At 74.1% G+C, this 26,242-nt stretch carries 24 protein-coding genes; 17 read left to right on the top strand and 7 right to left on the bottom strand.

Features of this window, described 5'->3' with window-relative positions; all coding sequences use genetic code 11:
- The first annotated feature begins 155 nt into the window (after positions 1–155).
- The 4 genes from trpS to EBM89_RS12105 all read left to right on the top strand — a co-directional run bounded on the left by trpS (position 156) and on the right by EBM89_RS12105 (position 3,864).
- Positions 156–1,178 (top strand): tryptophan--tRNA ligase, encoded by a 1,023-nt coding sequence (trpS, locus tag EBM89_RS12120; protein WP_122149686.1) that lies wholly within the window; start codon positions 156–158, stop codon positions 1,176–1,178.
- Positions 1,175–1,723, top strand: a complete 549-nt coding sequence (locus EBM89_RS12115; RefSeq protein WP_122149685.1) for a 2'-5' RNA ligase family protein — start codon at positions 1,175–1,177, stop codon at positions 1,721–1,723. Before trpS ends, EBM89_RS12115 begins: the two co-directional genes overlap by 4 nt.
- Positions 1,724–1,771: 48 nt before the next feature.
- Complete coding sequence (locus tag EBM89_RS12110; RefSeq protein WP_122149684.1) at positions 1,772–2,800, top strand: YihY/virulence factor BrkB family protein; 1,029 nt, start codon at positions 1,772–1,774, stop codon at positions 2,798–2,800.
- 233 nt (positions 2,801–3,033) lie between these two features.
- Entirely contained in the window at positions 3,034–3,864 is an 831-nt protein-coding gene (locus EBM89_RS12105; RefSeq protein WP_122149683.1) for a histidine phosphatase family protein, read from the top strand.
- A 64-nt stretch (positions 3,865–3,928) separates the two neighbouring features.
- Here the strand turns inward: EBM89_RS12105 and EBM89_RS12100 are convergent, their stop codons facing one another.
- From EBM89_RS12100 to sdhC, 4 genes are read right to left on the bottom strand one after another with little or no spacing between them, the layout of a single operon-like run.
- A complete protein-coding gene (locus EBM89_RS12100; protein ID WP_122149682.1) occupies positions 3,929–4,696 on the bottom strand; it encodes a succinate dehydrogenase iron-sulfur subunit in 768 nt (255 codons plus the stop codon).
- Positions 4,696–6,534, bottom strand: a complete 1,839-nt coding sequence (gene sdhA / locus EBM89_RS12095; RefSeq protein ID WP_122149681.1) for a succinate dehydrogenase flavoprotein subunit — start codon at positions 6,532–6,534, stop codon at positions 4,696–4,698. The genes EBM89_RS12100 and sdhA overlap by 1 nt, the downstream gene beginning before the upstream one ends.
- 52 nt (positions 6,535–6,586) lie before the next feature.
- Positions 6,587–7,036 (bottom strand): succinate dehydrogenase hydrophobic membrane anchor subunit, encoded by a 450-nt coding sequence (locus tag EBM89_RS12090; protein WP_122149680.1) that lies wholly within the window; start codon positions 7,034–7,036, stop codon positions 6,587–6,589.
- On the bottom strand, positions 7,036–7,461 hold the full coding sequence (gene sdhC, locus EBM89_RS12085) for a succinate dehydrogenase, cytochrome b556 subunit (protein WP_122149679.1): 426 nt from the start codon (positions 7,459–7,461) through the stop codon (positions 7,036–7,038). Before sdhC ends, EBM89_RS12090 begins: the two co-directional genes overlap by 1 nt.
- A 227-nt stretch (positions 7,462–7,688) precedes the next feature.
- Here sdhC and EBM89_RS12080 point away from each other — a divergent pair, with 227 nt between their 5' ends.
- From EBM89_RS12080 to deoC, 12 genes are all read left to right on the top strand, one after another.
- Positions 7,689–8,825: a mannose-1-phosphate guanylyltransferase gene (locus EBM89_RS12080; protein ID WP_122149678.1), complete on the top strand. Its 1,137-nt coding sequence runs from the start codon at positions 7,689–7,691 to the stop codon at positions 8,823–8,825.
- An 84-nt stretch (positions 8,826–8,909) separates the two neighbouring features.
- Complete coding sequence (locus EBM89_RS12075; protein WP_199732093.1) at positions 8,910–10,112, top strand: amidohydrolase; 1,203 nt, start codon at positions 8,910–8,912, stop codon at positions 10,110–10,112.
- Positions 10,113–10,363: 251 nt separating this feature from the next.
- Positions 10,364–11,437 (top strand): BMP family lipoprotein, encoded by a 1,074-nt coding sequence (locus tag EBM89_RS12070; protein ID WP_122149676.1) that lies wholly within the window; start codon positions 10,364–10,366, stop codon positions 11,435–11,437.
- Positions 11,438–11,592: 155 nt separating this feature from the next.
- Positions 11,593–13,173, top strand: a complete 1,581-nt coding sequence (locus tag EBM89_RS12065) for an ABC transporter ATP-binding protein (RefSeq protein WP_122149675.1) — start codon at positions 11,593–11,595, stop codon at positions 13,171–13,173.
- Positions 13,170–14,450: an ABC transporter permease gene (locus EBM89_RS12060; RefSeq protein WP_439647183.1), complete on the top strand. Its 1,281-nt coding sequence runs from the start codon at positions 13,170–13,172 to the stop codon at positions 14,448–14,450. Before EBM89_RS12065 ends, EBM89_RS12060 begins: the two co-directional genes overlap by 4 nt.
- Positions 14,447–15,742 carry an ABC transporter permease gene (locus EBM89_RS12055; RefSeq protein ID WP_122149674.1) on the top strand — a complete coding sequence of 432 codons (1,296 nt, stop codon included), beginning with the start codon at positions 14,447–14,449 and terminating at the stop codon, positions 15,740–15,742. The genes EBM89_RS12060 and EBM89_RS12055 overlap by 4 nt, the downstream gene beginning before the upstream one ends.
- Before the next feature lie 126 nt (positions 15,743–15,868).
- Entirely contained in the window at positions 15,869–16,291 is a 423-nt protein-coding gene (locus EBM89_RS12050; protein ID WP_122149673.1) for a cytidine deaminase, read from the top strand.
- Positions 16,288–17,586, top strand: coding sequence for a thymidine phosphorylase (locus EBM89_RS12045; protein WP_122149672.1), 1,299 nt, complete (start codon positions 16,288–16,290; stop codon positions 17,584–17,586). The genes EBM89_RS12050 and EBM89_RS12045 overlap by 4 nt, the downstream gene beginning before the upstream one ends.
- Positions 17,587–17,829: 243 nt before the next feature.
- On the top strand, positions 17,830–18,735 hold the full coding sequence (locus tag EBM89_RS12040) for a hypothetical protein (RefSeq protein WP_122149671.1): 906 nt from the start codon (positions 17,830–17,832) through the stop codon (positions 18,733–18,735).
- Positions 18,736–18,907: 172 nt separating this feature from the next.
- On the top strand, positions 18,908–19,117 hold the full coding sequence (locus EBM89_RS12035; RefSeq protein ID WP_122149670.1) for a hypothetical protein: 210 nt from the start codon (positions 18,908–18,910) through the stop codon (positions 19,115–19,117).
- Between the two features lie 71 nt (positions 19,118–19,188).
- Positions 19,189–20,283 (top strand): adenosine deaminase, encoded by a 1,095-nt coding sequence (locus tag EBM89_RS12030; protein ID WP_122149687.1) that lies wholly within the window; start codon positions 19,189–19,191, stop codon positions 20,281–20,283.
- Positions 20,280–20,954: a deoxyribose-phosphate aldolase gene (gene deoC / locus EBM89_RS12025; RefSeq protein WP_122149669.1), complete on the top strand. Its 675-nt coding sequence runs from the start codon at positions 20,280–20,282 to the stop codon at positions 20,952–20,954. The genes EBM89_RS12030 and deoC overlap by 4 nt, the downstream gene beginning before the upstream one ends.
- Before the next feature lie 8 nt (positions 20,955–20,962).
- Here deoC and EBM89_RS12020 read toward each other — a convergent pair whose 3' ends face one another.
- From EBM89_RS12020 to EBM89_RS12010, 3 genes are all read right to left on the bottom strand, one after another.
- On the bottom strand, positions 20,963–21,463 hold the full coding sequence (locus tag EBM89_RS12020) for a hypothetical protein (RefSeq protein ID WP_147463542.1): 501 nt from the start codon (positions 21,461–21,463) through the stop codon (positions 20,963–20,965).
- 124 nt (positions 21,464–21,587) lie between these two features.
- The gene (locus EBM89_RS12015) at positions 21,588–23,456 is read right to left on the bottom strand and encodes a phospho-sugar mutase (RefSeq protein WP_122149667.1); all 1,869 of its coding nucleotides are present in this window, start codon (positions 23,454–23,456) and stop codon (positions 21,588–21,590) included.
- A gap of 105 nt (positions 23,457–23,561) precedes the next feature.
- Complete coding sequence (locus EBM89_RS12010) at positions 23,562–24,392, bottom strand: purine-nucleoside phosphorylase (RefSeq protein WP_122149666.1); 831 nt, start codon at positions 24,390–24,392, stop codon at positions 23,562–23,564.
- A 164-nt stretch (positions 24,393–24,556) separates the two neighbouring features.
- Between EBM89_RS12010 and EBM89_RS12005 the strand changes: the two genes are divergently transcribed.
- Positions 24,557–26,080, top strand: a complete 1,524-nt coding sequence (locus EBM89_RS12005; RefSeq protein ID WP_439647182.1) for an NAD(P)H-quinone dehydrogenase — start codon at positions 24,557–24,559, stop codon at positions 26,078–26,080.
- Positions 26,081–26,242: the final 162 nt, after the last annotated feature.

Here is a 26,242-nt window from a genome sequence, read left to right as displayed (position 1 = left end):
GGTCCGCCGCGCACGCCGCCCGCGCCGCCGGGCCCCCCGCACCCACGCCGCTCGCGCCCGGGGCGCCCGCCCCGTTCGACGACGAGGCGACCTGAGCGCGGCCCCCCGCGCACCCCCTGCACCGGGCACCCGCCCCCGACCGTCAGAATGGACCCATGGTCTCCGCCCGTCCTCGCATCTTCTCCGGGATGCAGCCCACCTCCGACTCCCTCCACCTCGGCAACTACCTGGGCGCCCTCACCCAGTGGGTCGCCCTGCAGGACGACTACGACGCCCTGTACTGCGTGGTGGACCTGCACGCCCTGACGGTCGCCCCGGACCCCGCGGCCCTGCGCGAGCGCACGCGGCGCACCGCGGCCCAGTACCTCGCGGCGGGGGTGGACCCGGAGCGCTCGATCCTGTTCGTGCAGTCGCACGTCGCGGAGCACGCCGAGCTGGCCTGGCTGCTGTCCTGCCAGACGGGCTTCGGCGAGGCCGGCCGGATGACGCAGTTCAAGGACAAGTCCGCGAAGAACGGCGCCGAGGGCACGACGGTCGGTCTGTTCACCTACCCGATCCTCATGGCGGCGGACATCCTGCTGTACGACACGGCGCTCGTGCCGGTCGGCGAGGACCAGCGCCAGCACCTCGAGCTCACCCGTGACCTCGCGCAGCGGCTGAACTCCCGGTTCGGCGACGACACCGCGGTGGTCCCGGACGCGCACATCGTCAAGGCCACCGCGAAGATCTTCGACCTGCAGGACCCGACGGCGAAGATGAGCAAGTCCGCGGCCAGCCCGAACGGCATCATCGAGCTGCTGGACCCGCCGAAGACCGTCGCGAAGCGGATCCGGTCGGCCGTGACCGACGCGATCGGCGAGGTCCGGTACGACCGGGAGAACCAGCCGGGCGTCGCGAACCTGCTGACCATCTTCTCCGCGCTCACCGGCCGGGACGTCGACGCGATCGTCGCGGACTACGCCGGCAAGGGCTACGGGCACCTCAAGGTGGACCTGGCGGAGGTCGTCACGACGTTCCTCGAGCCGTTCCAGGAGCGCGTCGAGGGCTACCTGTCCGAGCCGGACACGCTCGACGCGGTGCTGGAGGACGGCGCCGACCGCGCGCGGGCCATCGCCCGGACCACGCTCGACCGGGTGTCCGACCGGTTCGGCCTGCTGCCGCGGCGCCGCACGGCATGAACCCCTCGGGGCCGTTCGGCGAGGAGCTGCGGGTCGGCGTGGCCGTCACCGTGCCCGAGCCGTACGCCGCCGACCTCCGGGCGGTGCGCTCCCGGGTCGGGGACCCCGCGGCGGACCTGATCCAGCCGCACATCACGCTGCTCGGGCCGACGGTGGTGCCGTCCACGGCGCTGCCGGAGGTCGAGGAGCACCTGCGGGAGGTCGCGGACCGGCACGCGCCGTTCACCGTGCACCTGCGGGGGACGGCGACGTTCCGGCCGGTGTCCCCGGTCGTGTTCGTCCAGGTGGTGGAGGGCATCGCGTCCTGCGAGCTGCTGGAGGTCGACATCCGCTCCGGCGTGCTCGACTCCGAGCTGAGGTTCCACTACCACCCCCACGTCACGGTGGCGCACGAGGTGCCCGACGCGGCCCTGGACCAGGCGTTCACGGAGATGGCGGACTTCGAGGCGCGGTTCGACGTCCCGGAGATCCACGTCTACGAGCACGGCGACGACGGCGTGTGGCGGACCATGGGGGCGTTCCCGCTGGCAGGGTCCCGGGCCTGAGCCCGGCTGCGGATGCCGGACGGCGTCCGCGAACCTAGGGTCGACCGCATGGGAGAACCGGCCGAACCGCGGGGCGCCGGGCGTGCGCACGCCGCCGCCGCGAGCCCCGAGGAGGTCGCCGCGGGGAACCGTCGCGACGTCGGGGCGCACGTCTACCCCGGCGGGTTCGCCGGGCTGGTCGCCCGAGCGAAGGCCGTGCTCGCCTGGTGGCAGCGCACGCGCGCGGCACGGGCCAACGCCCGGTTCGGCGCGGCCGGCGGCGGGGTGCTGACCGGCGGCATCGCGTACGCGACGATCTTCTCGGTGTTCTCCGGTCTCACCATCGGGTTCACCGTCTTCATGGCGGTGCTCGGCAACAACGCCGAGCTGCGGCAGACCGTCATCGACACGGTCGACGCGAATCTCCCGGGCGTGGTCAAGACCTCGCCGGACGACGAGACCGGCATCCTCGACCCCGCGAACCTGGGGCTGAGCGCCGGGGTCGGGATCGCCGGTGCGATCGCCGTCGTCGTGCTGCTGGTGAGCGCGATCTCGGCGATGGCGGCGCTGCGCACGGCCTCCCGGGCGATGTTCGACGCCGACTCGTCCTCGGCGGGCAACGCCGTCGCGGGCAAGCTGCGCGAGCTCGGCGGGTTCATCGGCATCGGGCTCGCGATCCTGCTGTCCGCGGTGCTGAGCATCGGCACGACCACCGCGGCGGACTGGGCGCTGTCCGCGCTCGACCTCGACGGGTCCGCCGTCGGGTCGTTCGTGCTGCGGGCGGTCGGCATCGCCGTCGCCTTCGTGGTGGACGCCCTGACGTTCTGGCTGATCGTGGTGGTCCTCGCCGGTCAGCGCCCCGCGTGGCGCGACCTGCGGCAGGGCATGGTCGTCGCCGGGGTCGGCCTCGGCGTGGTGCGGGTGCTCGGCACGTCCGTCGTGGCGGGGTCCGCCGACAACAACGCCGTCCTCGCGGCCGCCGCCGTCATCGTGACCCTGCTGGTCTGGGTCAACCTCATGGCCCGCATCGTCCTGATCGCGGCCGCGTGGACCGCGGACCCGCCGGGGCCCGACGAGAGCGCGGCCGAGGCGGCCTGACGCGGTCGGCAGCGCGCTGACCTGCGTGTTTCCACGCAGACGCTCCTCATCAGGGGGTTGACCCGGCACCGGGGCACCCCTACTTTCGGGCGCGGGTCCGCACCGGCGGGCCCGCGGACCGCCCGCCAGCCGCAGGCGCGGGGCCGTGCCGTGCCCGCGGGGCACCGGTCCGGTCCTCACCCTGGGCGTGCCGTTCATCGACGCGGCAGGTCGCCGCGGGGGACGGAGGACGGATGCGAGCTCGTGGACCTGTCGTGCTGGGTGTGGCGGCGGTGCTGGCCCTGGCGGGGTGCGGCGACGGCGGGGGGTCGGCCCCGCCGGACCCCTCGACGTCCACCGCCGCACCGACGGCGGCAGCGGCCGACATCGAGGACGTCGTCGTGCGGGTGCACCTGGTGCGGCACGGCGAGACGGTGCAGAACGCCAAGGGCATCCTCGCCGGCTGGGCGGACGCCCCGCTGACCCCGGACGGGGTGGAGGTCGCCGCGCAGGCGGGGGAGGGGCTGGCCGACACCGCGTTCGTCGCGGCGTGGAGCAGCGACCTGCAGCGCACCCAGGAGACCGCCCGGGGCATCCTGGCGGCGCACCCGGACGCCCCGGACCTGCAGCTGGACCCCGGGCTGCGCGAGTGGTGGTTCGGCGGGTTCGAGGGCGACCTCGCCGCCGACGTCTTCGACCCGCTGCTCGAGCCGGTCGGCCTCACCGGCGACGACCTCTACCGGGACATGCCCGGGTCGCTGGCGCGGCTCGGCGACGGGCGGGTCGGTGCGCTCGCCGACCTCGTCGCCGCGGGGGACGAGTCAGGCCTCGCCGAGACCGGCGACGAGATCGAGGCGCGCGTCTCCGCCGCGCTGGACCGCGTGGTCGCGGACGCCGCGGCGCAGGGCGGCGGCGACGTGCTCGTCGTGACGCACGGGCTGGCGATCTTGTCGATGCTCGACGTGGTCGGCGACGAGGAGGTCGAGCGCACCGCCCCGGGCAACGTGTCCCGGACGACGCTCACCTGGCAGGACGGCGTCTGGACGGTCGACGGGTTCGACGACACCGGTCACCTGGTGTCCTGAAGGCCCACGGTCCTGACCGGTCGGCGGCTGCCGACCGGTCAGGACCTCCTGCACGGTCGGTGCCTCAGAACGCCCGCGTGATCATCGCCCGCTTGACCTCCTGGATCGCCTTCGTCACCTCGATGCCGCGCGGGCACGCCTCGGTGCAGTTGAAGGTGGTCCGGCAGCGCCAGACGCCCTCCTTGTCGTTGAGGATCTCCAGGCGGGCGGCCCCGCCCTCGTCGCGGCTGTCGAAGATGAACCGGTGCGCGTTGACGATGGCCGCGGGGCCGAAGTACTGCCCGTCGGTCCAGAACACCGGGCAGGACGACGTGCACGCGGCGCACAGGATGCACTTGGTGGTGTCGTCGAACCGGGCGCGCTGCTCGGGGGACTGGATCCGCTCGCGGGACGGCTCGGTGCCGCTGGTGATGAGGAACGGCATGATCTCGCGGTAGGAGGCGAAGAACGGCTCCATGTCGACCACGAGGTCCTTGATCACGGGCAGCCCCTTGATGGGCTCGACGGTGATCGGCTTGTCGGGGTTGAGGTCCTTGAGCAGGGCCTTGCACGCGAGCCGGTTGCGGCCGTTGATCCGCATGGCGTCAGAGCCGCACACGCCGTGGGCGCAGGAGCGGCGGAACGTGAGCGAGCCGTCGATCTCCCACTTGATCTTGTGCAGGGCGTCGAGCAGGCGGTCGGTGCCGTGGGCGGTGACCGTGTGCTCCTCCCAGTACGGCTCGTCGCCGTGCGTCTCGGGGGTGTAGCGCCGGATCTTCAGGGTGACGTCGAACGACGGGATCTCCCCGGCCTTCGGCTCGGCGGCCGCCGAGCGCTCTGCGACAGCAGTCATCAGTACTTCCGCTCCATCGGCTGGTAGACGGTGGTCACGACCGGCTTGGTGCCGAGCACGACGGCGAGCTCGCCGGGTGCGGGGTCGGGGATCTCCTCGCCGGCGGGCGCGGGCGCCGCGGGGGAGTCCACGACGGTCCCGGCGGGCCGGCGGTAGGCCATGGTGTGCTCCATGAACCCGGCGTCGTCGCGGTTCGGGTAGTCCTCGCGGAAGTGCCCGCCGCGGGACTCGCGCCGGTTGAGGGCGCCGACCACGACGACCTCGGCGATGTCGATCAGGAAGCCGAGCTCCAGGGCCTCGAGCAGGTCGGTGTTGAACGCCCGGCCCTTGTCCTGCACGGACGCCCGGGAGTACCGCTCGCGCAGGGCGCGGACGTCGGCGAGGCAGGTGGTGAGGGACTCGGCGGTGCGGAACACCTGCGCGTTGGTGTCCATCGTCTGCTGCAGCTCGCGGCGGATGTCGGAGATCCGCTCGCCCTGGGGGCGGGCGCGCATCTCCTCGAGCTCGTCCACCACGAGGGAGGACGGGTTCTCGGGCAGGTCGACCCACGGGGCGGTGGCGGCGAACTCGGCGGCGGAGATGCCGGCGCGCTTGCCGAACACGTTGATGTCCAGCAGCGAGTTGGTGCCGAGCCGGTTGGAGCCGTGCACGGACACGCACGCGACCTCGCCGGCGGCGTACAGGCCCCGCACGACGTCGGTGGTGTTGCGCAGCACCTCGCCCTCGACGTTGGTCGGCACGCCGCCCATCGCGTAGTGCGCGGTGGGGTAGACGGGCACGGGCTCGGTGTAGGGCTCGATGCCGAGGTAGGTGCGCGCGAACTCGGTGATGTCGGGGAGCTTCGCGTCGATGTGCGCGGGGTCCAGGTGGGTGAGGTCGAGCAGGACGTAGTCCTTGTTCGGCCCGGCGCCGCGGCCCTCGCGCACCTCGTTGGCCATGGACCGGGCGACGATGTCGCGCGGCGCGAGGTCCTTGATGGTGGGGGCGTAGCGCTCCATGAACCGCTCGCCGTCGGCGTTGCGGAGGATGCCGCCCTCGCCGCGCGCGGCCTCGGACAGCAGGATGCCGAGCCCGGCGAGGCCGGTGGGGTGGAACTGGAAGAACTCCATGTCCTCCAGCGGCAGCCCCCGGCGGTAGGCGATGGCCATGCCGTCGCCGGTCAGGGTGTGCGCGTTCGACGTCGTCTTGTAGATCTTCCCGGCGCCGCCCGTCGCGAGGACGACGGACTTGGCGCGGAAGACGTGGATCTCGCCGGTGGCGAGCTCGTAGGCGACGACGCCGGCGACCCGCACCTCCTGGCCGTCGGACACCTCGCCGGAAGACAGGTCGTGGTCGAGCAGCAGGTCGAGGCAGTAGAACTCGTTGAAGAACGCGACCTCCTGCTTCACGCACTGCTGGTACAGCGTCTGCAGGATCATGTGGCCGGTGCGGTCGGCGGCGTAGCAGGCGCGGCGCACGGCGGCCTCGCCGTGGTTGCGGGTGTGCCCGCCGAACCGGCGCTGGTCGATGCGGCCCTCGGGGGTGCGGTTGAAGGGCAGGCCCATCCGCTCCAGGTCGAGGACGGCGTCGATGGCCTCGTTGGCCATGATCGTCGCGGCGTCCTGGTCGACGAGGTAGTCGCCGCCCTTGACGGTGTCGAAGGTGTGCCACTCGGGGTTGTCGTCCTCGACGTTGCCGAGGGCGGCGCACATGCCGCCCTGGGCGGCACCGGTGTGCGACCGCGTGGGGTAGAGCTTCGAGATGACGGCCGTGCGGGTGCGGCCGGACGACTCGAGGGCGGCGCGCATCCCGGCGCCGCCGGCGCCGACGATGACGACGTCGAACTGGTGGGTCTGCATCGGGGTCGATGCCTCCAGACTTCGCGGGTGGGCCGGGCGAGCGGCCGGGGGGTCAGGCGGTGCAGAAGGACGGCAGCAGGTCCGCGGGGCTGTTCGCGGGGCACGGGTCGAACGTGAAGATCACGAGGGTGCCGAGCACGACGACGACCACGAACGAGGCGTACAGCGCGAGCTTGAGCACCAGGCGGGTGCCGTCGCGCTCGGCGTAGTCGTTGATGATCGTCCGCACGCCGTTGGTGCCGTGGATCATCGCGAGCCACAGCATGAGCAGGTCCCAGATCTGCCAGAACGGGGACGCCCACTTGCCGGCGACGAAGCCGAAGTCGATGGCGGAGATGCCCTCGCCGGCGACCAGGTTCACGAACAGGTGGCCGAAGATCAGCACGAGGAGCACCACGCCGGAGGCGCGCATGAACACCCAGCCGTAGAGCTCCCAGTTGCCGCGGGTGGTCCGGCGGCCCGGCCCGGCGTTGCGCGTGCGGGGTGCGGGGATCGTCGTCATCACTCGCCTCCGAAGACGTGCATGAGGTGGCGGGGCAGGAACCCGGCCATCGTGACGACGAACAGGCCGAGCACGACCCAGAGCATCACGCGGTGGTACTTCGCGCCCTTGGACCAGAAGTCGACCAGCATGATCCGGATGCCGTTGAAGGCGTGGAACACGATGGCGGCGACCAGCCCGGCCTCGCCGAGCCCCATGACGGGGTTCTTGTACGTGCCGATGACGGCGTTGTACGCCTCGGGGGAGACCCGCACGAGCGACGTGTCGAGCACGTGCACGAGCAGGAAGAAGAAGATGAGCACGCCGGTGATCCGGTGGGCGACCCAGGACCACATGCCTTCGCGGCCGCGGTAGAGGGTGCCGCCGGGGATCCGCTTGGCCGTGGGGGCGGCGTCGTCGCGGGGTTCGGCAGGCGCAGTGGGCACGGGTGGCCTCCTGGCGAGTTCGGGCGGGACTGCAGTGTCCGGTCAGATCACTGTAATGATCGTGCGCTGCGTCACGCCCGGACGAAGACCCGAACGGGCCGGATGTGACCAAGGGCACACCATCCCTGGGACTGAAGTCCCTGGGTAGTGCGCCGTGCCGATAACACCACCCAGAGGGGTGAACGAGGGGACCAGGTGGTCCGATCTGTCCGGATACGCTGCCGGGCATGTCGCACGAGCAGCCCACGCCGTCCCCGATCCCGGGCTTCCACGCCGTCGTGCCCGCGGGAGGCGCGGGCACCCGCCTGTGGCCCCTGTCGCGGCAGGGCGCGCCGAAGTTCCTGCACGACCTCACCGGCACCGGCCGCACCCTGCTGCAGGGCACCGTCGACCGGCTGCTGCCGCTCACCGGCCGCGACGGCGTGCTCGTCGTCACCGGCGCCCGGCACGCCGAGGCCGTGACCGCGCAGCTGCCCGAGCTCGGCGCGGACCAGGTCGTCGCCGAGCCGTCCCCGCGCGACTCCATGGCCGCCATCGGCCTCGCCGCCGCGATCCTCGCCGAGCGGCACGGCCCCGAGGTCGTCCTCGGCTCGTTCGCAGCCGACCACGTCATCGCCGACCTGGCCGGGTTCTGGTCCGCCGTCACCGAGGGCGCCGCGGCCGCGCGCGCCGGGTACGTCGTCACCATCGGCATCACCGCGACCGAGCCGTCGACGGCGTTCGGCTACATCCGCGCCGCCGACCCGCTCGGCGTGGCCGACGCGCCGGGCGCCCGGCACGTCGCCGCGTTCACCGAGAAGCCGGACGCCGAGACCGCCACCGCCTACCTCGCCACCGGCGACTACTGGTGGAACGCGGGCATGTTCCTCGTGCAGGCGGGCGTGCTGCTCGACCACCTCGCCGAGCAGCTGCCCCCGCTCGCCGCCGGGCTGCGCACCATCGCCGCCGCCTGGGACGACGCCGACCGCCGGGACGCCGTGCTCGCCGAGGTCTGGCCCGGCCTGACCAAGATCGCCATCGACCACGCCATCGCCGAGCCCGTCGCGGCGGCCGGCGGCGTCGCCGTGGTGCCCGGCTCGTTCACGTGGGACGACGTGGGCGACTTCGACTCGCTCGCGACGCTGCTGCCCGCCGCGGCCGACGGCGGCCGCACCCTCGGCGACGAGGACCTGGTGCAGCGGATCGACGCGACCGGCGCGGTCGTCGTCCCGGGCACCGGGCGCACGGTCACCGTGCTCGGCGTGCCGGACGCCGTCGTGGTCGACACCGCCGACGCCCTGCTGGTGACCACCCGGGCGCACGCCCAGGCGGTCAAGGGCGCCGTGGACGGCTGGCGCGGGCGCGGGCGCGACGACCTGCTCTGAGTCGACGCGCGCCGCGCGGCCGGGCGGGTGTCCGCCCACCGGCCCGGCCTGCCCGGCCGCGCGGTCGCGACTAGGGTCGCCAGGGTGAACGTCGATGCCGCCCGCGTGACCCAGCTCGTCGCCGACCTGCTGCCCGAGCTGGTGGAGATCCGCCGCGACATCCACGCCCACCCGGAGCTCGGCCGCCTCGAGCAGCGCACGACGCACCTCGTCGCCGACCGGCTGCGCGCCGCCGGCCTCAGCCCGCGCCTGCTGCCCGGCACCGGCCTGGTGTGCGACCTCGGGCCGAGCACCGTGCAGACCGGCCGCCGCCGCGTGGCCCTGCGCGCGGACGTGGACGCGCTGCCGGTGCAGGAGACGACCGGCCTGCCGTACGCGTCGACGGTGCACGGCGTCGCGCACGCCTGCGGCCACGACGTGCACACCGCGGCCGTGCTCGGCGCCGGCCTCGTGCTCGCGGAGCTGCACGCCGCGGGCGACCTCCCCGACGGCGTCCGGCTGATCTTCCAGCCCGCCGAGGAGGTGCAGCCCGGCGGGGCGCTCGACGTCATCGCCGCGGGCGGCCTGGACGGGGTGGGGCGGATCTTCGCGGTGCACTGCGACCCGAAGGTGGACGTCGGGCGGATCGGCTCGCGCATCGGCCCGATCACCTCGGCGTCCGACGAGGTCACGGTCGTCGTCACCGGGCCGGGCGGCCACACGTCCCGCCCGCACCTGACCGGCGACGTCGTCTACGCCCTGGGGCAGGTCATCACGCAGGTCCCCGCCGTCCTCGGGCGGCGGCTGGACCCGCGCTCCGGCGTCAACCTCACGTGGGGCGCCGTGCAGGCCGGGCAGGCACACAACGCCATCCCCGCGACCGGGTCGGTGCGCGGCACGCTGCGCTGCCTGGACGTGCGCGCCTGGGAGCGGGCGTCCGAGGTGTTCCACCAGGCCGTCGAGCAGGTCGTCGCGCCCTACGGCGTCGAGGTCGAGGTGCGGCACCAGCGGGGCGTCCCGCCGGTGGAGAACGACGAGCGGGCCGTCGCGGTCCTGGAGGCCGCCGCGCGCGACGTGCTCGGCGAGGACGCCGTGCTGCTGACGGAGCAGTCGCTCGGCGGCGAGGACTTCGCCTGGTACCTCACCAAGGTGCCCGGGGCGATGGCCCGCCTCGGCACCCGGACCCCCGGCGGGCGCACCTACGACATCCACCAGGGCGACCTCGTGGTGGACGAGCAGGCCATCGCCTGCGGGGCGGCGCTGCTGGCCCGGGCGGTGCTGCGCGTCGGCGGCACCCCGGTCGCCTGACCAGCGCCCCGGCGGCGCCCGACCCGGGGTGCCACCCCCGCGGCGCTGCGCCGGTCGGGTGATCCTGGGCCCCGGGGTATGTACCAAGTCCGTAACGAAGGGGTTTTCGGCCGCCTCGGTAACACAGCCGATACCTGGGCGTGGCTACTGTTCAGGCGAACACCGGACGGGACCGGCCGCGCCGTGCGCGACGGAGCGCGCGAGGCGGCAGGGGCAGCCGGGCCGGGGACGACGAGAAGCAGGAGTGTCGCGTGAAGAAGATCATCCGTGCCGCCGCCCTGAGCGGGGCCGTCGCGCTCGCGCTCGCCGCGTGCGGGAGTGCGCCCGAGGAGTCCGAGGGTTCGGCCGGTGCCGACGGCGGCGCCGACTTCAAGGCGTGCATGGTCTCCGACGCGGGCGGGTTCGACGACAAGTCGTTCAACCAGTCCGGCGCCGAGGGCCTGGACCGCGCCAAGGACGAGCTGGGCATCGAGGAGGTCAAGGTCGAGTCCTCGGCCCCGACCGACTACGCGCCGAACGTCGACTCGCTGGTCCAGCAGGACTGCAACCTCATCATCGGCGTCGGCTTCAACCTGGCCGACGCGCTGACCGCCGCGGCCGAGGCCAACCCGGACGTCGAGTTCGCGCTGATCGACTCCGGCTTCAACGCCGAGGGCCTGGACAACGCCAAGCCGCTGCTGTTCAACACGCAGGAGGCCGCGTACCTCGCCGGCTACGTCGCCGCGGGCACCTCGCAGACCGGCACCGTCGCCACCTTCGGCGGCATCCAGCTGCCGTCCGTGTCGATCTTCATGGACGGCTTCGCCGACGGCGTCGCGAAGTACAACGAGGACAACGGCGCGAACGTCACCGTCCTCGGCTGGGACAAGGAGGCCCAGACGGGTTCCTTCACCGGTGACTTCGACAACCAGACCAACGGCCAGAACCTGGCCAAGGGCTTCATCGACCAGGGCGCCGACGTGATCATGCCGGTCGCCGGCCCGGTCGGCCTGGGTGCCGCCGCCGCCGCGCAGGAGGCGGGCGACGTCTCCATCGTCGGCGTCGACGCCGACTGGTTCGAGACCTCCCCGGACTACTCCTCGATCATCCTGACCTCGGTCATGAAGCAGATCGGCGCGGCGGTCTTCGACACCGTGTCCGCCTCGGTCGAGGGCAACTTCTCCAACGAGCCGTACGTCGGCACCCTGGAGAACGACGGCATCGGCATCGCGCCGTTCCACGACTACGACTCGGTCGTCCCGGCCGAGGTCAAGACCGCGGTCGAGGAGCTCAAGGCCCAGATCATCTCCGGTGACCTGGTCGTGGAGTCCCCGAGCCAGAACTGACGCACCAGCACCTCGGTGGCCCGGGCAGCACGCCTGCCCGGGCCACCGGTGCGTTTTCCCCGCGTGCACGAGCAGCGCGAGGCTGCCGCGGCTGTCGCCGCGCGCCCGAGTTGTCCTAGTGTGCGCACGACGACCGATCGAAGGAGCAGACCCACGTGAAGCTGGAGCTGCGGGGGATCACCAAGCGCTTCGGGGCGCTGGTGGCCAACGACCACATCGACCTCGTGGTCGAACCCGGCGAGGTCCACGCGCTGCTGGGCGAGAACGGCGCGGGCAAGAGCACGCTGATGAACGTGCTGTACGGGTTCTACGACCCGGACGACGGCCAGATCCTGGTCGACGGCGTCCCGGTCGAGTTCGCCGGGCCCGGCGACGCCATGGCCGCGGGCATCGGCATGGTGCACCAGCACTTCATGCTCGTCCCGGTGTTCACCGTCGCCGAGAACGTCGTCCTCGGCTACGAGCCCGTCAAGGGCGGCGGGCTGATCGACCTCGCCGAGGCGCGTCGCCGCGTCAAGGAGATCTCCGACCGGTTCGGGTTCGACGTCGACCCCGACGCCCTGGTCGAGGACCTGCCCGTCGGCGCGCAGCAGCGCGTCGAGATCATCAAGGCGCTGTCGCGGGACGCGAAGGTGCTGATCCTCGACGAGCCGACCGCGGTGCTCACCCCGCAGGAGACCGACGAGCTGATCGCGATCATGCGGCAGCTCAAGGCCGCGGGCACCTCCATCGTCTTCATCACCCACAAGCTCCGTGAGGTCCGCGCCGTCGCGGACCGCATCACGGTCATCCGCCGCGGCAAGGTCGTCGGCGCCGCCCGCCCGGACTCCTCCGAGACCGAGCTCGCCTCCCTCATGGTCGGCCGCTCCGTGTCCCTCGGCGTCGAGCGCGCCCCCGCGCAGCCCGGGGCCGTCGCGCTGCAGGTGCGTGGGCTGTCCGTCCTGGACGAGGCCGGCGTGCTGCAGGTCGACGACGTGTCGTTCGACGTCGCCCGCGGCGAGATCGTCGCCATCGCCGGGGTGCAGGGCAACGGCCAGACCGAGCTCACCGAGGTCATCCTCGGCCTGGAGCCCGCCGTCGCGGGGTCCGTCGTCCTGGACGGCACCGAGCTGATCGGCCGCTCCGTCAAGGACGTGCTGCTCGCCGGGGTCGGCTACGTGCCCGAGGACCGCAGCGCGGACGGCGTCGTCGCCGACTTCTCCGTCGCCGAGAACCTCGTCCTCGACCTGTTCGACCAGGCGCCGTTCGCGCGGGGGATCTCCCTCGACCTCGCGGCGATCCAGGAGAACGCGGAGCGCCGCGCCGTCGAGTTCGACGTCCGGACGCAGTCCGTGTCCGACGCCGTGAGCACCCTGTCGGGCGGCAACCAGCAGAAGGTCGTCCTCGCCCGCGAGATGTCCCGCCCGCTGCGGCTGTTCATCGCCTCGCAGCCCACCCGCGGCGTCGACGTCGGGTCCATCGAGTTCGTGCACAAGCGCGTCGTGCAGGAGCGGGACTCCGGCACGCCGGTGATCATCGTGTCCACCGAGCTCGACGAGGTGCTCGCGCTGGCCGACCGCATCGTCGTCATGTACCGCGGCCGGATCGTCGGCACCGTGCCCGGCGGCACCGACCGCGACGTGCTCGGCCTGATGATGGCCGGCGTGCCGCAGGCCGAGGCCGAGGCGCAGGCCGCGACCCACCACACCGTGCTCGGCGAGGCCGACATCGAGGCCTCCGAGGAGGAGAGCAAGTGAGCCAGGCGACCCCCGCCCCCGAGCAGCCCGCCGGGTCGACGGCACCCGCGCCCCGGCGCGACGACGGCATCGAGGCCCGCGCCCAGGGCGCGCTGCGCGAGATGCTGACCAGCAGCTGGCTGGTCACCGTCTGCGCGCTCGTCCTCGCGATGGTGATCTCCGGCGTGCTGATCGCCGCCGCCGACGCCGACGTGCAGGACGCCGCCGCGTACTTCTTCGCGCGGCCGGCCGACTTCTTCTCCGCCGCGTGGGACGCCGTCTGGGGCGCGTACGTCGCGCTGTTCCAGGGCGCGATCATCGACCCGACGGCGTCGACGTTCACCCGCGCGGTCCGCCCGCTCACCGAGACCATGACCACCTCGGTCCCGCTCATCCTCGCGGGCCTCGGCCTGGGCATCGGCTTCCGCGCCGGGATGTTCAACATCGGTGCGCAGGGCCAGATCATCCTCGGCGCGATCTTCGCGGGCTACATCGGCTTCGCGTTCGACCTGCCGCCGGTGCTGCACCTGCTGCTCGCCGTCATCGGCGCGGCCGTCGGCGGTGGACTGTGGGCCGGCATCGCGGGCTTCCTCAAGGCCCGGACCGGGGCCAACGAGGTGATCGTCACGATCATGCTCAACAACATCGCGATCTACCTGGTCGGGTACCTGCTGTCGACCAAGGCGTTCCAGCGCGAGGGCAGCAACAACCCGATCTCCCCGCCCGTCGGCGGCAACGCGGAGTACCCGCTGCTGCTCGGCTCCGGGTTCCGGCTGCACCTCGGGTTCCTGCTCGCCATCGCCGCCGCGGTGTTCGTGTGGTGGCTGATGAGCCGCTCCACGCTCGGCTTCCAGTTCCGGGCCGTCGGCTCCAACCCCAGCGCCGCGCGCACCGCGGGCATCAACGTGAACCGCGTCTACCTGCTGGTCATGATGATCGCGGGCAGCCTGGCGGGCCTCGCGGGCTCCGCGCAGATCCTCGGCACCGAGAAGGTGCTGACCGACGGCGTCGCGGCGAGCTTCGGCTTCGACGCGATCACCGTGGCGCTGCTCGGCCGGTCCAAGCCGCTGGGCACGTTCTTCGCGGGCCTGCTGTTCGGCGCCCTGCGCGCCGGCGGGTTCGCGATGCAGGCCCGCACCGGCACGCCGATCGACATCGTGCTCGTCGTCCAGTCCCTCGTCGTGCTGTTCATCGCCGCACCCCCGCTGGTCCGCGCGGTGTTCCGGCTGCCGTCCGCCGGCGGCCGCGGCGCCGCCCCGGAGCTGTCCGCTCCCGTCGTGAAGGAGGCCGCCGCGTGAGCGCCGTCGCCGCACCCGCCTCGCGTCCCGGGTCGTTCGCCGGCGCGAAGCCGCTCGCCCCGATCAGCTACAAGGCGCCCATCGGGTACGCCGCCGTCGCCGCCCTGGCGACCCTGCTGTTCGGCATCCTCCCGGAGTCGGGCCGCCGCACCACGTTCTCGGTGTCGACCCGCGACGACTTCTTCCAGATCGAGTCGTTCACCGTGCCGTCCAAGGCCACGGCGCTGCTGCTCTGCCTCGCCGCCCTCGCCCTGTCGGCGTGGACGTTCCAGGCCGCGCGCACCCGCCGCAAGGTCGGCATCTGGCTGCCCGCCGTGTACGCGGTGCTGCTGATCTTCGCGCTGCTCACCTGGGCCGTCGCGGGCAAGGACCAGGCGCTGCCGCTGACCAGCCTGCTGCAGGGCTCGCTGTTCCTCGCGGTGCCGCTGGTGTTCGGCGCGCTGGCCGGTCTGCTGTCCGAGCGCTCCGGCATCATCAACATCGCCATCGAGGGCCAGCTGCTCGCGGGCGCGTTCCTCGCCGCGGTCGTCGCGACCATCACGCAGAGCGCCTACCTCGGCCTCATCGCCGCGCCGATCGCCGGTGCGCTGGTCTCCGCGCTGCTGGTCGCGTTCGCGATCCGGTACGTCGTCGACCAGATCATCGTCGGCGTCGTGCTCAACGTCCTGGTCGTCGGCATCACCAGCTACCTGTTCTCGACGGTGCTGGCCGACAACGCCGCGACGCTGAACTCCCCGCCGCGCCTGCCGCGCATCGACATCCCGGTGCTGTCGCAGATCCCGGTCGTCGGCCCGGTGCTGTTCAAGCAGACCGCGCTGGTCTACCTCATGTACGTCGTCGTGATCGTGCTGCAGGTCATGGTGTTCAAGTCCCGCTGGGGCCTGCGCCTGCGCGCCGTCGGCGAGCACCCCAAGGCCGCGGACACCGTCGGCATCAAGGTCAACCGCACCCGGGTGTGGAACACCATCCTCGGCGGTGCGGTCGCCGGCCTCGGCGGCGCGTTCTTCACCGTCGCGAACGGCCTGGCCTTCGGCAAGGAGATGACCGGCGGCAAGGGCTACATCGCCCTGGCGGCCATGATCCTCGGCCGGTGGAGCCCGAAGGGCGCCCTCGCGGCGGCCCTGCTGTTCGGGTTCGCGGACAACCTGCAGGTGGTGCTCGGCATCATCGGCACGCCGATCCCCAGCCAGATCATGCTGATGACCCCGTACGTCGTGACGATCTTCGCCGTGGCCGGCCTCGTCGGCCGCGTGCGGGCCCCCGCCGCGGAGGGCGTCGCGTACGTCAAGTGAGCACGCCCGCGTCCGCCGTCGCCCCCGAGCGGGGCGGCGGCGGTCGTGGTTCACCGGCACACTCGGGAGCGTCCGAGCAGGTGCCGTGAGACACCCCGGTCCGCCGGGGAGAAGAGGAGACCGGCTGTGCCGGAGAGGTCGGACAGGCCCGAGATCGACTGGGACGCCCTGCGTGCCGCCGCCACCGAGGTCATGCACCGCGCGTACGTCCCGTACTCGAAGTTCCCCGTCGGCGTCGCGGCGCTGGTGGACGACGGCCGCGTGGTCGTCGGCTGCAACGTCGAGAACGCCTCCTACGGCCTGACGCTGTGCGCCGAGTGCGCGCTCGTCTCCGGCCTGCACGTGTCCGGCGGCGGGCGCCTCGTGGCGTTCGCCTGCGTGGACGCCCACGGCAACGCCCTGATGCCGTGCGGCCGCTGCCGCCAGCTCCTGTGGGAGCACGGGGGCCCCGACCTGCTCGTCGACACGGTGAGCGGGATCAAGCCGATGACCGAGGTCCTGCCCGACGCGTTCGGGCCGTCCGACCTGGTCGAGAGGAAGTCGCAGTGAGCACCGAGAAGTTCGACGCCGTCGACGTCATCGTCACCAAGCGCGACGGGCACCGCCTGAGCGACGCCCAGATCGACTGGGTCATCGACGCGTACACCCGCGGCGTGGTCGCCGAGGAGCAGATGTCCGCCCTGAACATGGCGATCCTGCTCAACGGCATGGACCGCGCCGAGATCTCGCGGTGGACCGCCGCGATGATCGCCTCCGGCGAGCGCATGGACTTCTCCGCGCTGCGCCGCCCCACCGCCGACAAGCACTCCACCGGCGGCGTCGGCGACAAGATCACGCTGCCGCTCGCGCCGCTCGTCGCGGTGTTCGACGTCGCGGTGCCGCAGCTGTCCGGGCGCGGCCTCGGCCACACCGGCGGCACGCTCGACAAGCTCGAGGCCATCCCGGGCTGGCGCGCGGCGCTGAGCAACGACGAGATGATGGCGCAGCTCGACGGCCCCGGTGCCGTCATCTGCCAGGCCGGCTCCGGCCTCGCCCCCGCGGACCGCAAGCTCTACGCGCTGCGCGACGTCACCGGCACCGTCGAGGCGATCCCGCTGATCGCGTCCTCGATCATGAGCAAGAAGATCGCCGAGGGCACCGGCGCGCTGGTGCTGGACGTCAAGGTCGGCTCCGGCGCGTTCATGAAGGACCTGGACCGCGCGCGCGAGCTCGCGCGCACCATGGTCGACCTCGGCACCGACGCGGGCGTGAAGACCGTCGCGCTGCTGACGGACATGTCGACGCCGCTCGGCCTCACCGCGGGCAACGCGCTCGAGGTCCGCGAGTCCGTCGAGGTGCTGGCCGGCGGCGGCCCCGCCGACGTCGTCGAGCTCACCGTCGCCCTGGCGCGCGAGATGCTCGCGGGCGCCGGGAAGACGGACGTCGACGTCGAGGCGGCCCTGAAGGACGGCCGCGCGATGGACGCGTGGCGGCAGATGATCGCGGCGCAGGGCGGCGACGTGGACGCGGTGCTGCCGGTCGCGCAGCACACCGAGCAGGTGCTCGCGCCCGCCGACGGCGTGCTCACCCGGCTCGACGCGTACGCGGTGGGCATCGCGGCGTGGCGCCTCGGCGCCGGTCGCGCCCGCAAGGAGGACCCGGTGCAGGCCGGTGCCGGTGTCGAGATGCACGCCAAGCCGGGCGACACCGTCCGCGCGGGGCAGCCGCTGCTGACGCTGCACACCGACACCCCGGAGCGGTTCGGGCGCGCCCTGGAGGCCCTGGAGGGCGGCTGGGACGTCACCGACGGCGCGGGCTACGCGCCCACCCCGCTGCTCCTGGACCGCATCGACGCGCAGCACTGACGCCGAGACGGCAGCTCTCGGCTTCGGGCCCGCGGGCTCGCACAGCCGAGAGCTGCCATCTCGACGCGGCGGTCGCGCGGGCGCCTGACGCGCTGCTGAGCGGAGAGCCCGCGGCCCGGGGGCCGCGGGCTCTCGCGCGCCCGGGCGCGCGGAGCGCCGGGTGGACAGGATCGGCCTGTGCGCCAGCGGGGCCCGGCAGGCGGGGACCGTACAGTCGACGCGGGACCGAGGAGGACGAGGGCGATGGGCTGGCAGCTGAGCAGGGTGCTGCGGGCGCTGGGCGGGCGACCCGCGGTGCGGGCGCTCGGGCCCCGCGGGGTGGCAGCGCCGTCGCGCGCCGTGGACCCCGCGGTGCTCGACGGGCTGGACGCCGCCCGGCGGCGGCAGGTGCTCGACCCGCTCGGCGTCCCCACCGGCGGGCTCGTGCGGTGGGGGAGCGCTGCCGCGACGCAGGTCGACGGCACCACCTGCGGCGCCGCCGTGCTCGGGCTGCTCGCGGCCGCCGGCGATCCGGTGCTCGCGGCCTGGCTCGTCACGGGGACGCTCCCGGACGGCGTCGTCCCACCGGAGGTGGGCGGCCTCGACCTGCCCGACCCGCCCGACCCCGCCGCCCCGGACGCCCGCCCCTGGTTCCGCTCGCCCGACGGCCGCCTCGTCCACGAGGCTGCGACGCCCGCCGAGGCGTCGGCGGCCCGCTGGGGGCTGCTGCAGGCCGCCGTGCACCGGCGCAGCACCGCCCCCGCGGTCGCCGGGGTGCTGCCCTGGCCCCGGTCGCTCGGCACGCCCCCGTGGGGTGCGGCGCGCGTCGCCCGGTTCCCGGGCGTGCGGTACCGAGCGGTGCTGGTGGACGACACCCGGCCCGCCGAGCTCGAGGCCGTGCTCGACGCGGTCGACCTCGCCCTCGACGCGGGCGTGCCCGTGCCGCTGTACGCGGGCGGGGACTCGTCCGACGGGATCGGCGCGGCCGTGCCCCGGCACGTGGTGCTCGCCGTCGAACGCACCGAGGACGGCTACCGGGTCTACGAGCCCGGCGCGGGCCGTGTGCTCGCGCTGTCCCGGGGGGCCCTGCTGGACCCCGCAGGGCCGCAGCGGGCCCTGGGCGGCTGGACCCACCTCACCTGGGCGCTGCTCCCGCACCGCCCGCGCTGACCGCAGCCCCTGCGCTGCGCGCGGTCGCCTGCGTCGAGCGGTCAGCAGATGCGGGGTAGCCGGGGGCGGGAACCCGCATCTGGTGACCGCTCGGTGGGGTGGCGGGCGGTGGCGGGGTGGGGCGTGCGGCGTGACGATGGAGGTGCACCGCAGCCGAGCGTCTGGAGCAGCCATGAGCACCGTGCCCGGAGACCGGACCTGGCAGGACGCGGGCCTCGTCGAGCCCGCGCTGACCGACCTCCCCGAGGTCCCCGCCGACGACGACCGCGACACCCCCGCGCCCGACGACCCGCGCCCCGACCTGGAGGGCGAGGCCGACCCGGCGGACGTCGCCGAGCAGCGCGCCGCCGTCCCGGAGGACGAGCGGGACGACTACGCCTGAGCCGTCCCGGGTCGTCCCCAGGGGATCGGCCCGATGCGGGGATCTGCGTGCCCGGCCAGTACCGTGAGCGCATGACCGTGACCTTCGAGCAGATCGTCGCGCTGCCGAAGGTCGTCCTGCACGACCACCTCGACGGCGGCGTGCGCGCCGCGACCGTCGTGGACCTCGCCGCGCAGGCCGGGCACACGCTGCCGACCACCGACGTCGACGCCCTGGCGGACTGGTTCCACCAGCAGGCCACCAGCGGCTCGCTCGAGGCGTACATCGACACGTTCGTGCACACCGCGGGCGTCATGCAGACCGCCGACGCCCTGCGCCGTGTCGCCCGGGAGGCCGTCGAGGACCTGGCCGCCGACGGCGTCGTCTACGCCGAGGAGCGGTTCGCCCCCGAGCTGCACCAGTCCGGCGGGCTGTCGCTGCAGCAGGCCGTGGACGCCGTGCTCGAGGGCCTGCGCGCGGGCGAGGAGTCCGCCGCCGCGCAGGGCCGCACCATCCGCACCGGGCTGCTCGTGTGCGCCATGCGGCAGTCCGACCGCGCCGACGAGGTGGCCGCGCTCGTGCTCGCCAACCGGGACCGCGGGGTCGTCGGCTTCGACATCGCCGGGCCCGAGTCCGGGTTCCCCGCCAGCGCCCTCGGGGCCGCGTTCGCGCAGCTGCGCGCCGCCCGGATGCCCGTCACCGTGCACGCCGGCGAGGCCGCCGGTGCCGAGTCCGTCGACCAGGCCGTCGACGTCGGCGCCCTGCGCCTCGGCCACGGCGTGCGCCTGGTGGACGACGTCCACGTCCCCGACGACGGCGGCGAGCCGCGCCTCGGGCGCCTCGCGCACTGGGTCCGGGACCGCCGCATCGCCCTCGAGGTCTGCCCGTCCTCCAACCTGCAGACCGGCGCCGCGACCTCCGTCGCGACCCACCCCGTCACCACCCTGCTGCGGCTCGGCTTCGCGGTCACCGTGAACACCGACAACCGCCTGCAGTCCCGCACCAGCCTGAGCCGCGAGCTGCACCTGCTCGTCACCGAGGCCGGCTGGACCCTCGACGACGTGCGGACGGTCACCCTGACCGCCGCCCGCCACGCGTTCGTCCACGAGGACGAGCGCCAGCACCTGATCGACCGGGTCATCCTGCCCGGTCACGCACCGACCGGAACAGGAAGGCACCGCGCATGACCACCTCGCTGGACGCCGCCGCGCTCGCGCAGTTCGTGGACCACACGCTCCTCAAGCCCGAGGCCACCGCCGCGGACGTCGAGGCCCTGATCGCGGAGGGCGTCGGGCTCGGCGTGTACTCCGTGTGCGTGTCCCCGTCGTTCCTGCCGCTGGACGCGAAGGGCCTGAAGGTCGCCACCGTGTGCGGCTTCCCCTCCGGCAAGCACCACAGCGACGTCAAGGCCGCCGAGGCCGCCCGCTCCGTCGCCGACGGCGCGGACGAGGTGGACATGGTCATCGACGTCGGCGCCGCGAAGGCCGGGAAGTTCGAGGCCGTGCAGGCCGACATCGCCGCCGTGCGCGCCGCCACCCCGGCACCCGTGGTGCTCAAGGTCATCATCGAGTCGGCCGCGCTGACCGACCACGAGATCGTCGAGGTCTGCAAGGCCGCCGAGGCCGCGGGCGCCGACTTCGTCAAGACGTCCACCGGGTTCCACCCCGCGGGCGGGGCGACCGTGCACGCCGTGGAGATCATGGCCGCGACCGTCGGCGGACGCCTCGGCGTCAAGGCGTCCGGTGGGGTGCGGACCACCGCGGACGCGCTGGCGATGATCGAGGCCGGGGCGACCCGGCTGGGGCTGTCCGGCACCGCGGCGGTGCTCGGCGGCTTCGAGGCGGACGGCGGCTACTGAGCCGCCCGCTACCGGCACGAGACGACGGGCCCGGCACCCCGTGGGGTGCCGGGCCCGTCGTGCGTCCGCCGAGGTCGTCCGTCGTCGACGAGGTCGTCCGTCAGGACGGACGACCTCGGGAAGGAGTGCCGACCTCGGGCGCCGGGTGCGCCGGGTGCGTCGCCGTCAGGGGGTCGCCGCGACCTGGGCGAGCCAGCCCGCCACCGGCACAGCGCGAGCACGGGCAGCCAGGCCGCGCGGGGCCACCGGCGGTGCAGGAGCGTCGCCGCGAGCACCACGACGCCGAAGGTGAGCAGCAGCGCCTGCGTCAGCCGGACGCCCCGGTCCCGGATCTGGCCCTCGGTGCACCACCACGGCCCCGGGTAGATGGCCGGGCAGACGCCGTCGGGGTCGGCGGCGGGCAGGGTCACCAGCCAGAGGACGGCGACGGCAGCGGCCGTGATCGCGGCGGCGACGAGCACCGGCCCCAGCGCGATCACGCGCGGCCGCGGGGCGCTCGTCTCGGTCACCCTCCGCACGCTAGCGCCCGCGGACGCCGCGAGGTCGTCCTTCGTCGCCGAGGTCGTCCGTCAGGACTGACGACCTCGGCAACGACTGACGACCTCGGCGAACGGTCGAACGGGAGTGCGGGGCTCAGAGGCCGAGCGCCGCCGCCACGTCCGTGCGCACCGCGTCCAGGCGGGTGCGCGCCGCGCGCCGGGCCTCGCCGACGGACTCCGCCGACGCGTGCTCCTCGACCGGCACGACGACCTCCAGGTAGCACTTCACCTTCGGCTCGGTGCCGGAGGGCCGCACGATGACCCGGGTGTCGTCCTGGGTCAGGAGCCGGATGCCGTCGGTCGGGGGCAGCCCGTCCCGGTCGGCGTCGGACCCGGCGGCGAGGTCGACCACCGACACGACCGGCGAGCCCGCGAGCACGACCGGCGGGTGCTCGCGCAGCCGCTGCATCGTCGTCGGGATCTGCGACAGGTCGGTGAACCGCGCGGAGAGCTGGTCGGTGAGGTGCAGGCCGTGCTGGCGGGCGAGGTCGTCCAGGACGTCCACGGCGCCGCGCGAGTCGGCCTTGAGGCGGGCGGCGAGCCCGGCGAGCGTGAGGGCGGCGGAGATGCCGTCCTTGTCGCGGACGGACCCGGGGTCGACGCAGTACCCGAGGGCCTCCTCGTAGCCGAAGACCAGGCCGTCGACGCGGGAGATCCACTTGAACCCGGTGAGGGTCTGCGCGTGCCGGAGCCCGGCGTGCGCGGCGATCCGGGACAGCAGCCGGGACGACACGATGGAGTTCGCGAGCACGGGGGCGTCCTGCGCCACCGACCCGGCCCCGGGAGTCCCGAACCGCTGCGCGAGCACCGAGCCGAGCAGTGCGCCCGTCTCGTCGCCGTGCAGCATCCGCCAACCGTCCGAGGCGGCGGACCCGGCACCGGTGTGGGTGCGGGCGCGCAGGTCGATCACGGCGGCGGCGCACCGGTCGGCGTCGGGGTCGAGGGCGATGACCACGTCGGCCTGCACCTGCGCGGCGAGCGCCACCGCGAGGTCGATGGCGCCGGGCTCCTCGGGGTTGGGGAACGCGACGGTGGGGAAGTCGGGGTCGGGCTCGGCCTGCTCGGCGACGAGGTGCACGTCGGTGTACCCGGCCTCGGCGAGGACGCGCACGGCGGTGGCGCCGCCGACGCCGTGCATCGGGGTCAGGACGATCCGCAGGTCCTTCGCGCGGGCGCGGGCCTCGTCGGAGGGGTCGGCGAGGGCGCCGACCTGCGCGACGTACGCGTCCACGATCTCGGGCCCGGCGGTGGTCCAGCCGTCGGCGGCGCGCGGCACGGCGGCGACGGAGGGGACGCGGGCGATCTCGGCGGCGATGGCGCCGTCCATGGGCGGGACGATCTGGGCGCCCTGGCCGGAGTCCGTGACGACCCGTCCGCCGAGGTAGACCTTGTACCCGTTGTCCTGCGGCGGGTTGTGGCTGGCGGTGACCATGACCCCGGCGTCGGCGTCGAGGTGCCGGACCGCGAACGCGAGCACCGGCGTCGGCAGGTACGGCGGCAGCATGATCACGTCGATGCCGACGGCGGTGAGCACGGCGGCGGTGTCGCGCGCGAAGTCGACGGAGCCGTGCCGGGCGTCGTGGCCGACGACGACGCGGGGCGCGGGGGTGACGCCCTCGAGCTCGCCCAGCAGGTAGGCGCCCAGGCCGGACGCGGCGCGGATGACGACGGCACGGTTCATGCGGTGCGGGCCGCCGGCGACGGCGCCGCGCAGGCCGGCGGTGCCGAACTGCAGCAGGCCCTGGAACCGGTCGGCCAGGTCCTCGCGGGCCGCGACGACCTCGCGGGCGGCGTACTGCTCCTCCAGCGACGCGCTCTCGGGCGTGCTGGTCGGGCCGGACTCGGCCTGGTCGAGCAGCGCGGTGAGCTCGGCGGCGGTGCGCGGGTCGGGGTCGTCGGCGATCCAGGTGCGGACCTGCGCGGCGAGCGCGGTCCAGGCGTCCTGCGCGGCGGACTCGGTCATCGGAAGCGGTTCTCCCTCCGGGGCGCTCGGCCCCGACGTGGTGCTGCGGGTGGGTCGGGCTCGGAGCCGGGGTGCGCGGGGCGACGCTGCCGCGCGCGCCCGGCGTCAGAGCCGGCCGACGACGTCCGCGAGCAGGCGGCTGATGCGGGGACCGGCGGCGGCGCCGGCCTCGAGGACCTCGGCGTGGGACAGCGGCTCGTCGCCGACGCCCGCGGCGAGGTTGGTGACGAGCGAGAGCCCGAGGACGTCCATGCCGACGTGCCGGGCGGCGATGGCCTCGACGGTGGTGGACATGCCGACGAGGTCGCCGCCGAGGATCCCGGCCATCTTCACCTCGGCCGGGGTCTCGTAGTGCGGGCCGCGGAACTGGACGTAGACGCCCTCGTCCAGCGTGGGGTCGACCGAGCGGGCGACGTCGCGCAGGCGGGTCGTGTACAGGTCGGTGAGGTCGACGAACGTCGCGCCCTCCAGGGGCGACACGGTCGTGAGGTTGATGTGGTCGCGGATCAGCACCGGGGTGCCGGGCGCCCAGGCGGGGTTGAGGCCGCCGCAGCCGTTGGTGAGGACGACGGTGGAGCAGCCCGCGGCGGCGGCGGTGCGCACGCCGTGCACGACGCGGCGCACGCCCTTGCCCTCGTAGAGGTGGGTGCGGGAGCCGAGCACGAGCGCGTGCTTGCCGGTCGCGGCGATCTTGATGGACCGGATGGTGCCGACGTGGCCGACGACGGCGGGCGCGGCGAACCCGGGGACCTCGGGCGCGGGGATCTCGGCGACGGTCTCGCCCAGCAGGTCGGCGGCGCCGCCCCAGCCGGAGCCGAGCACGAGGGCGACGTCGTGGCGCTCGACGCCGGTGGCCTGCGCGAGGTACGCGGCGGCGTCCGCGGCGACGGTCAGCGGGTCGGTGGTGAGGTCGTCGAGACGTGCGTCGTCGGCCATGGGGATGCTCCTCCTGAGGGGCAGGTGCGGCAGTTCGGCGGGCTGCGTCCCGGGCGCGCCGCGACACGCGGTGCACGACAGACGAGGGTACCGGCCCGACCGGCCCGGACCCCAGCCCGCGTGGTGCGGGTGCGCCGCGGGTCGGAACCGGGAAGATGGTCGGTGTGACGCAGCCGACCCCCACGCCCGCGCCCGCCGACCCCGACGCCACCGCCGCCTCGCCCGCGCCGGACGCCACCGTCCCCGACCGCGCCGCCCCGCGCGTGGTCGTGGTGGGCGGCGGACCCGGCGGGTACGAGGCCGCGCTGGTGGCCCGGCGCCTCGGCGCCGACGTGACGGTCGTGGAGCGCGCGGGCCTGGGCGGCGCGGCGGTGCTGACCGACGTCGTCCCGTCGAAGACCCTGATCGCGACGGCCGAGTGGATGACGATCGCGGAGCGGGCCCCGGACCTCGGGATCCGCCTGGACGTCCCCGCCGGTCCGGGCGACGACGAGGCCGCACCGCCGACGGACGCGGACGACCCGGGCCGACGCCGCCGGCACAGCATCGACATGGCGGCCGTGAACGCCCGGGTGCGCGAGCTCGCCCTGGCCCAGTCCCGGGACATCCGCACCCGGCTGGAGCGCGAGGGCGTCCGCACGGTCATCGGGCACGGGCGCCTCGACGGCCCGGACCGGGTGCGGGTGGACGGCGACGACCCGCAGGTGCTCGACGCCGACGTGGTGCTGCTCGCCACCGGCGCGACGCCGCGGACGCTCCCGGACGCGCAGCCGGACGGCGAGCGCATCCTCACCTGGACGCAGCTGTACCACCTGGACGCGCTGCCGGAGCGGCTGATCGTGGTGGGCTCGGGCGTGACCGGCGCGGAGTTCGCGGGCGCGTACGTGTCGCTGGGCTCCCAGGTGGTGCTGGTGTCGAGCCGCGACCGGGTGCTGCCCGGCGAGGACGCGGACGCCGCCGGGATGCTGGAGGACGTGTTCCGGTCGCGCGGCATGGAGGTCGTCGGGCGCTCGCGGGCGCAGGCGGCGCGGCGCACGGCCGACGGCGTGGTGGTGACCCTGGCGGACGGCCGGGAGATCGAGGGCTCGCACGTCCTGCTGGCGGTCGGGTCGATCCCGAGCACGCAGGACCTGGGCCTCGCGGAGTCGGGGGTGCGGACGACGCCGTCCGGGCACATCGAGGTGGACCGGGTGTCCCGGACGTCGGTGCGCGGCGTGTACGCGGCCGGTGACGTGACCGGGGTGCTGCCGCTGGCGTCGGTCGCGGCGATGCAGGGCCGGATCGCGATGTCGCACGCGCTCGGCGACGCGGTCGCGCCGCTCAAGGTCAAGGGCGTGGCCGCGAACATCTTCACCGCGCCGGAGATCGCGACGGTCGGGCTCAGCGAGGAGGCGCTGGAGGAGCGCAGCGCGCACTACGTCACGCACACGCTCCCGCTGGCCCGGAACCCGCGGGCGAAGATGCTGGGTGTCCGCGACGGGTTCGTGAAGCTGTTCGCCCACTCGACGGCGGGCACGGTGCTGGGCGGGGTCGTGGTGGCCCCGCGGGCGTCCGAGCTGATCTTCCCGATCACGCTCGCGGTGTCGCACAGCCTGACGGTGGACGACGTGGCGAGCGCGTTCACGGTCTACCCGTCGCTGTCGGGCAGCATCGCCGAGGTCGCACGGGTGCTGCACCACACCGAGTAGCGCGCCGACTGCGGAGAACGTGCGGGACGAACCGGCTTGGCGTCAGGTGGTTGTTGCAACGTGGTCCTCATCGAGAGGGTGCGTGGCATGGCTGGTGCGAGGTTGACGCTGCAGGAGCGGGCGCAGATCGAGGTGTTGTTCGGTCAGGGGCTGTCTTTCCCG

This window comes from Cellulomonas triticagri (assembly GCF_003696205.1).
Classification (GTDB): Bacteria; Actinomycetota; Actinomycetes; order Actinomycetales; family Cellulomonadaceae; genus Cellulomonas; species Cellulomonas triticagri.
Note: the sequence above shows the minus strand (reverse complement) of the source record. Positions and strands in the feature narration are given on the sequence as shown.

What these genes read in the sequence shown, in the direction of transcription:
- trpS (WP_122149686.1), top strand. Translation starts at nt 156, where the DNA reads ATGGTCTCCGCCCGTCCTCGCATCTTCTCCGGGATGCAGCCCACCTCC.
- EBM89_RS12115 (WP_122149685.1), top strand. Translation starts at nt 1,175, where the DNA reads ATGAACCCCTCGGGGCCGTTCGGCGAGGAGCTGCGGGTCGGCGTGGCC.
- EBM89_RS12110 (WP_122149684.1), top strand. Translation starts at nt 1,772, where the DNA reads ATGGGAGAACCGGCCGAACCGCGGGGCGCCGGGCGTGCGCACGCCGCC.
- EBM89_RS12105 (WP_122149683.1), top strand. Translation starts at nt 3,034, where the DNA reads ATGCGAGCTCGTGGACCTGTCGTGCTGGGTGTGGCGGCGGTGCTGGCC.
- EBM89_RS12100 (WP_122149682.1), bottom strand. Translation starts at nt 4,696, where the DNA reads ATGACTGCTGTCGCAGAGCGCTCGGCGGCCGCCGAGCCGAAGGCCGGG.
- sdhA (WP_122149681.1), bottom strand. Translation starts at nt 6,534, where the DNA reads ATGCAGACCCACCAGTTCGACGTCGTCATCGTCGGCGCCGGCGGCGCC.
- EBM89_RS12090 (WP_122149680.1), bottom strand. Translation starts at nt 7,036, where the DNA reads ATGACGACGATCCCCGCACCCCGCACGCGCAACGCCGGGCCGGGCCGC.
- EBM89_RS12080 (WP_122149678.1), top strand. Translation starts at nt 7,689, where the DNA reads ATGTCGCACGAGCAGCCCACGCCGTCCCCGATCCCGGGCTTCCACGCC.
- EBM89_RS12040 (WP_122149671.1), top strand. Translation starts at nt 17,830, where the DNA reads ATGGGCTGGCAGCTGAGCAGGGTGCTGCGGGCGCTGGGCGGGCGACCC.
- EBM89_RS12035 (WP_122149670.1), top strand. Translation starts at nt 18,908, where the DNA reads ATGAGCACCGTGCCCGGAGACCGGACCTGGCAGGACGCGGGCCTCGTC.
- EBM89_RS12030 (WP_122149687.1), top strand. Translation starts at nt 19,189, where the DNA reads ATGACCGTGACCTTCGAGCAGATCGTCGCGCTGCCGAAGGTCGTCCTG.
- deoC (WP_122149669.1), top strand. Translation starts at nt 20,280, where the DNA reads ATGACCACCTCGCTGGACGCCGCCGCGCTCGCGCAGTTCGTGGACCAC.
- EBM89_RS12015 (WP_122149667.1), bottom strand. Translation starts at nt 23,456, where the DNA reads ATGACCGAGTCCGCCGCGCAGGACGCCTGGACCGCGCTCGCCGCGCAG.
- EBM89_RS12010 (WP_122149666.1), bottom strand. Translation starts at nt 24,392, where the DNA reads ATGGCCGACGACGCACGTCTCGACGACCTCACCACCGACCCGCTGACC.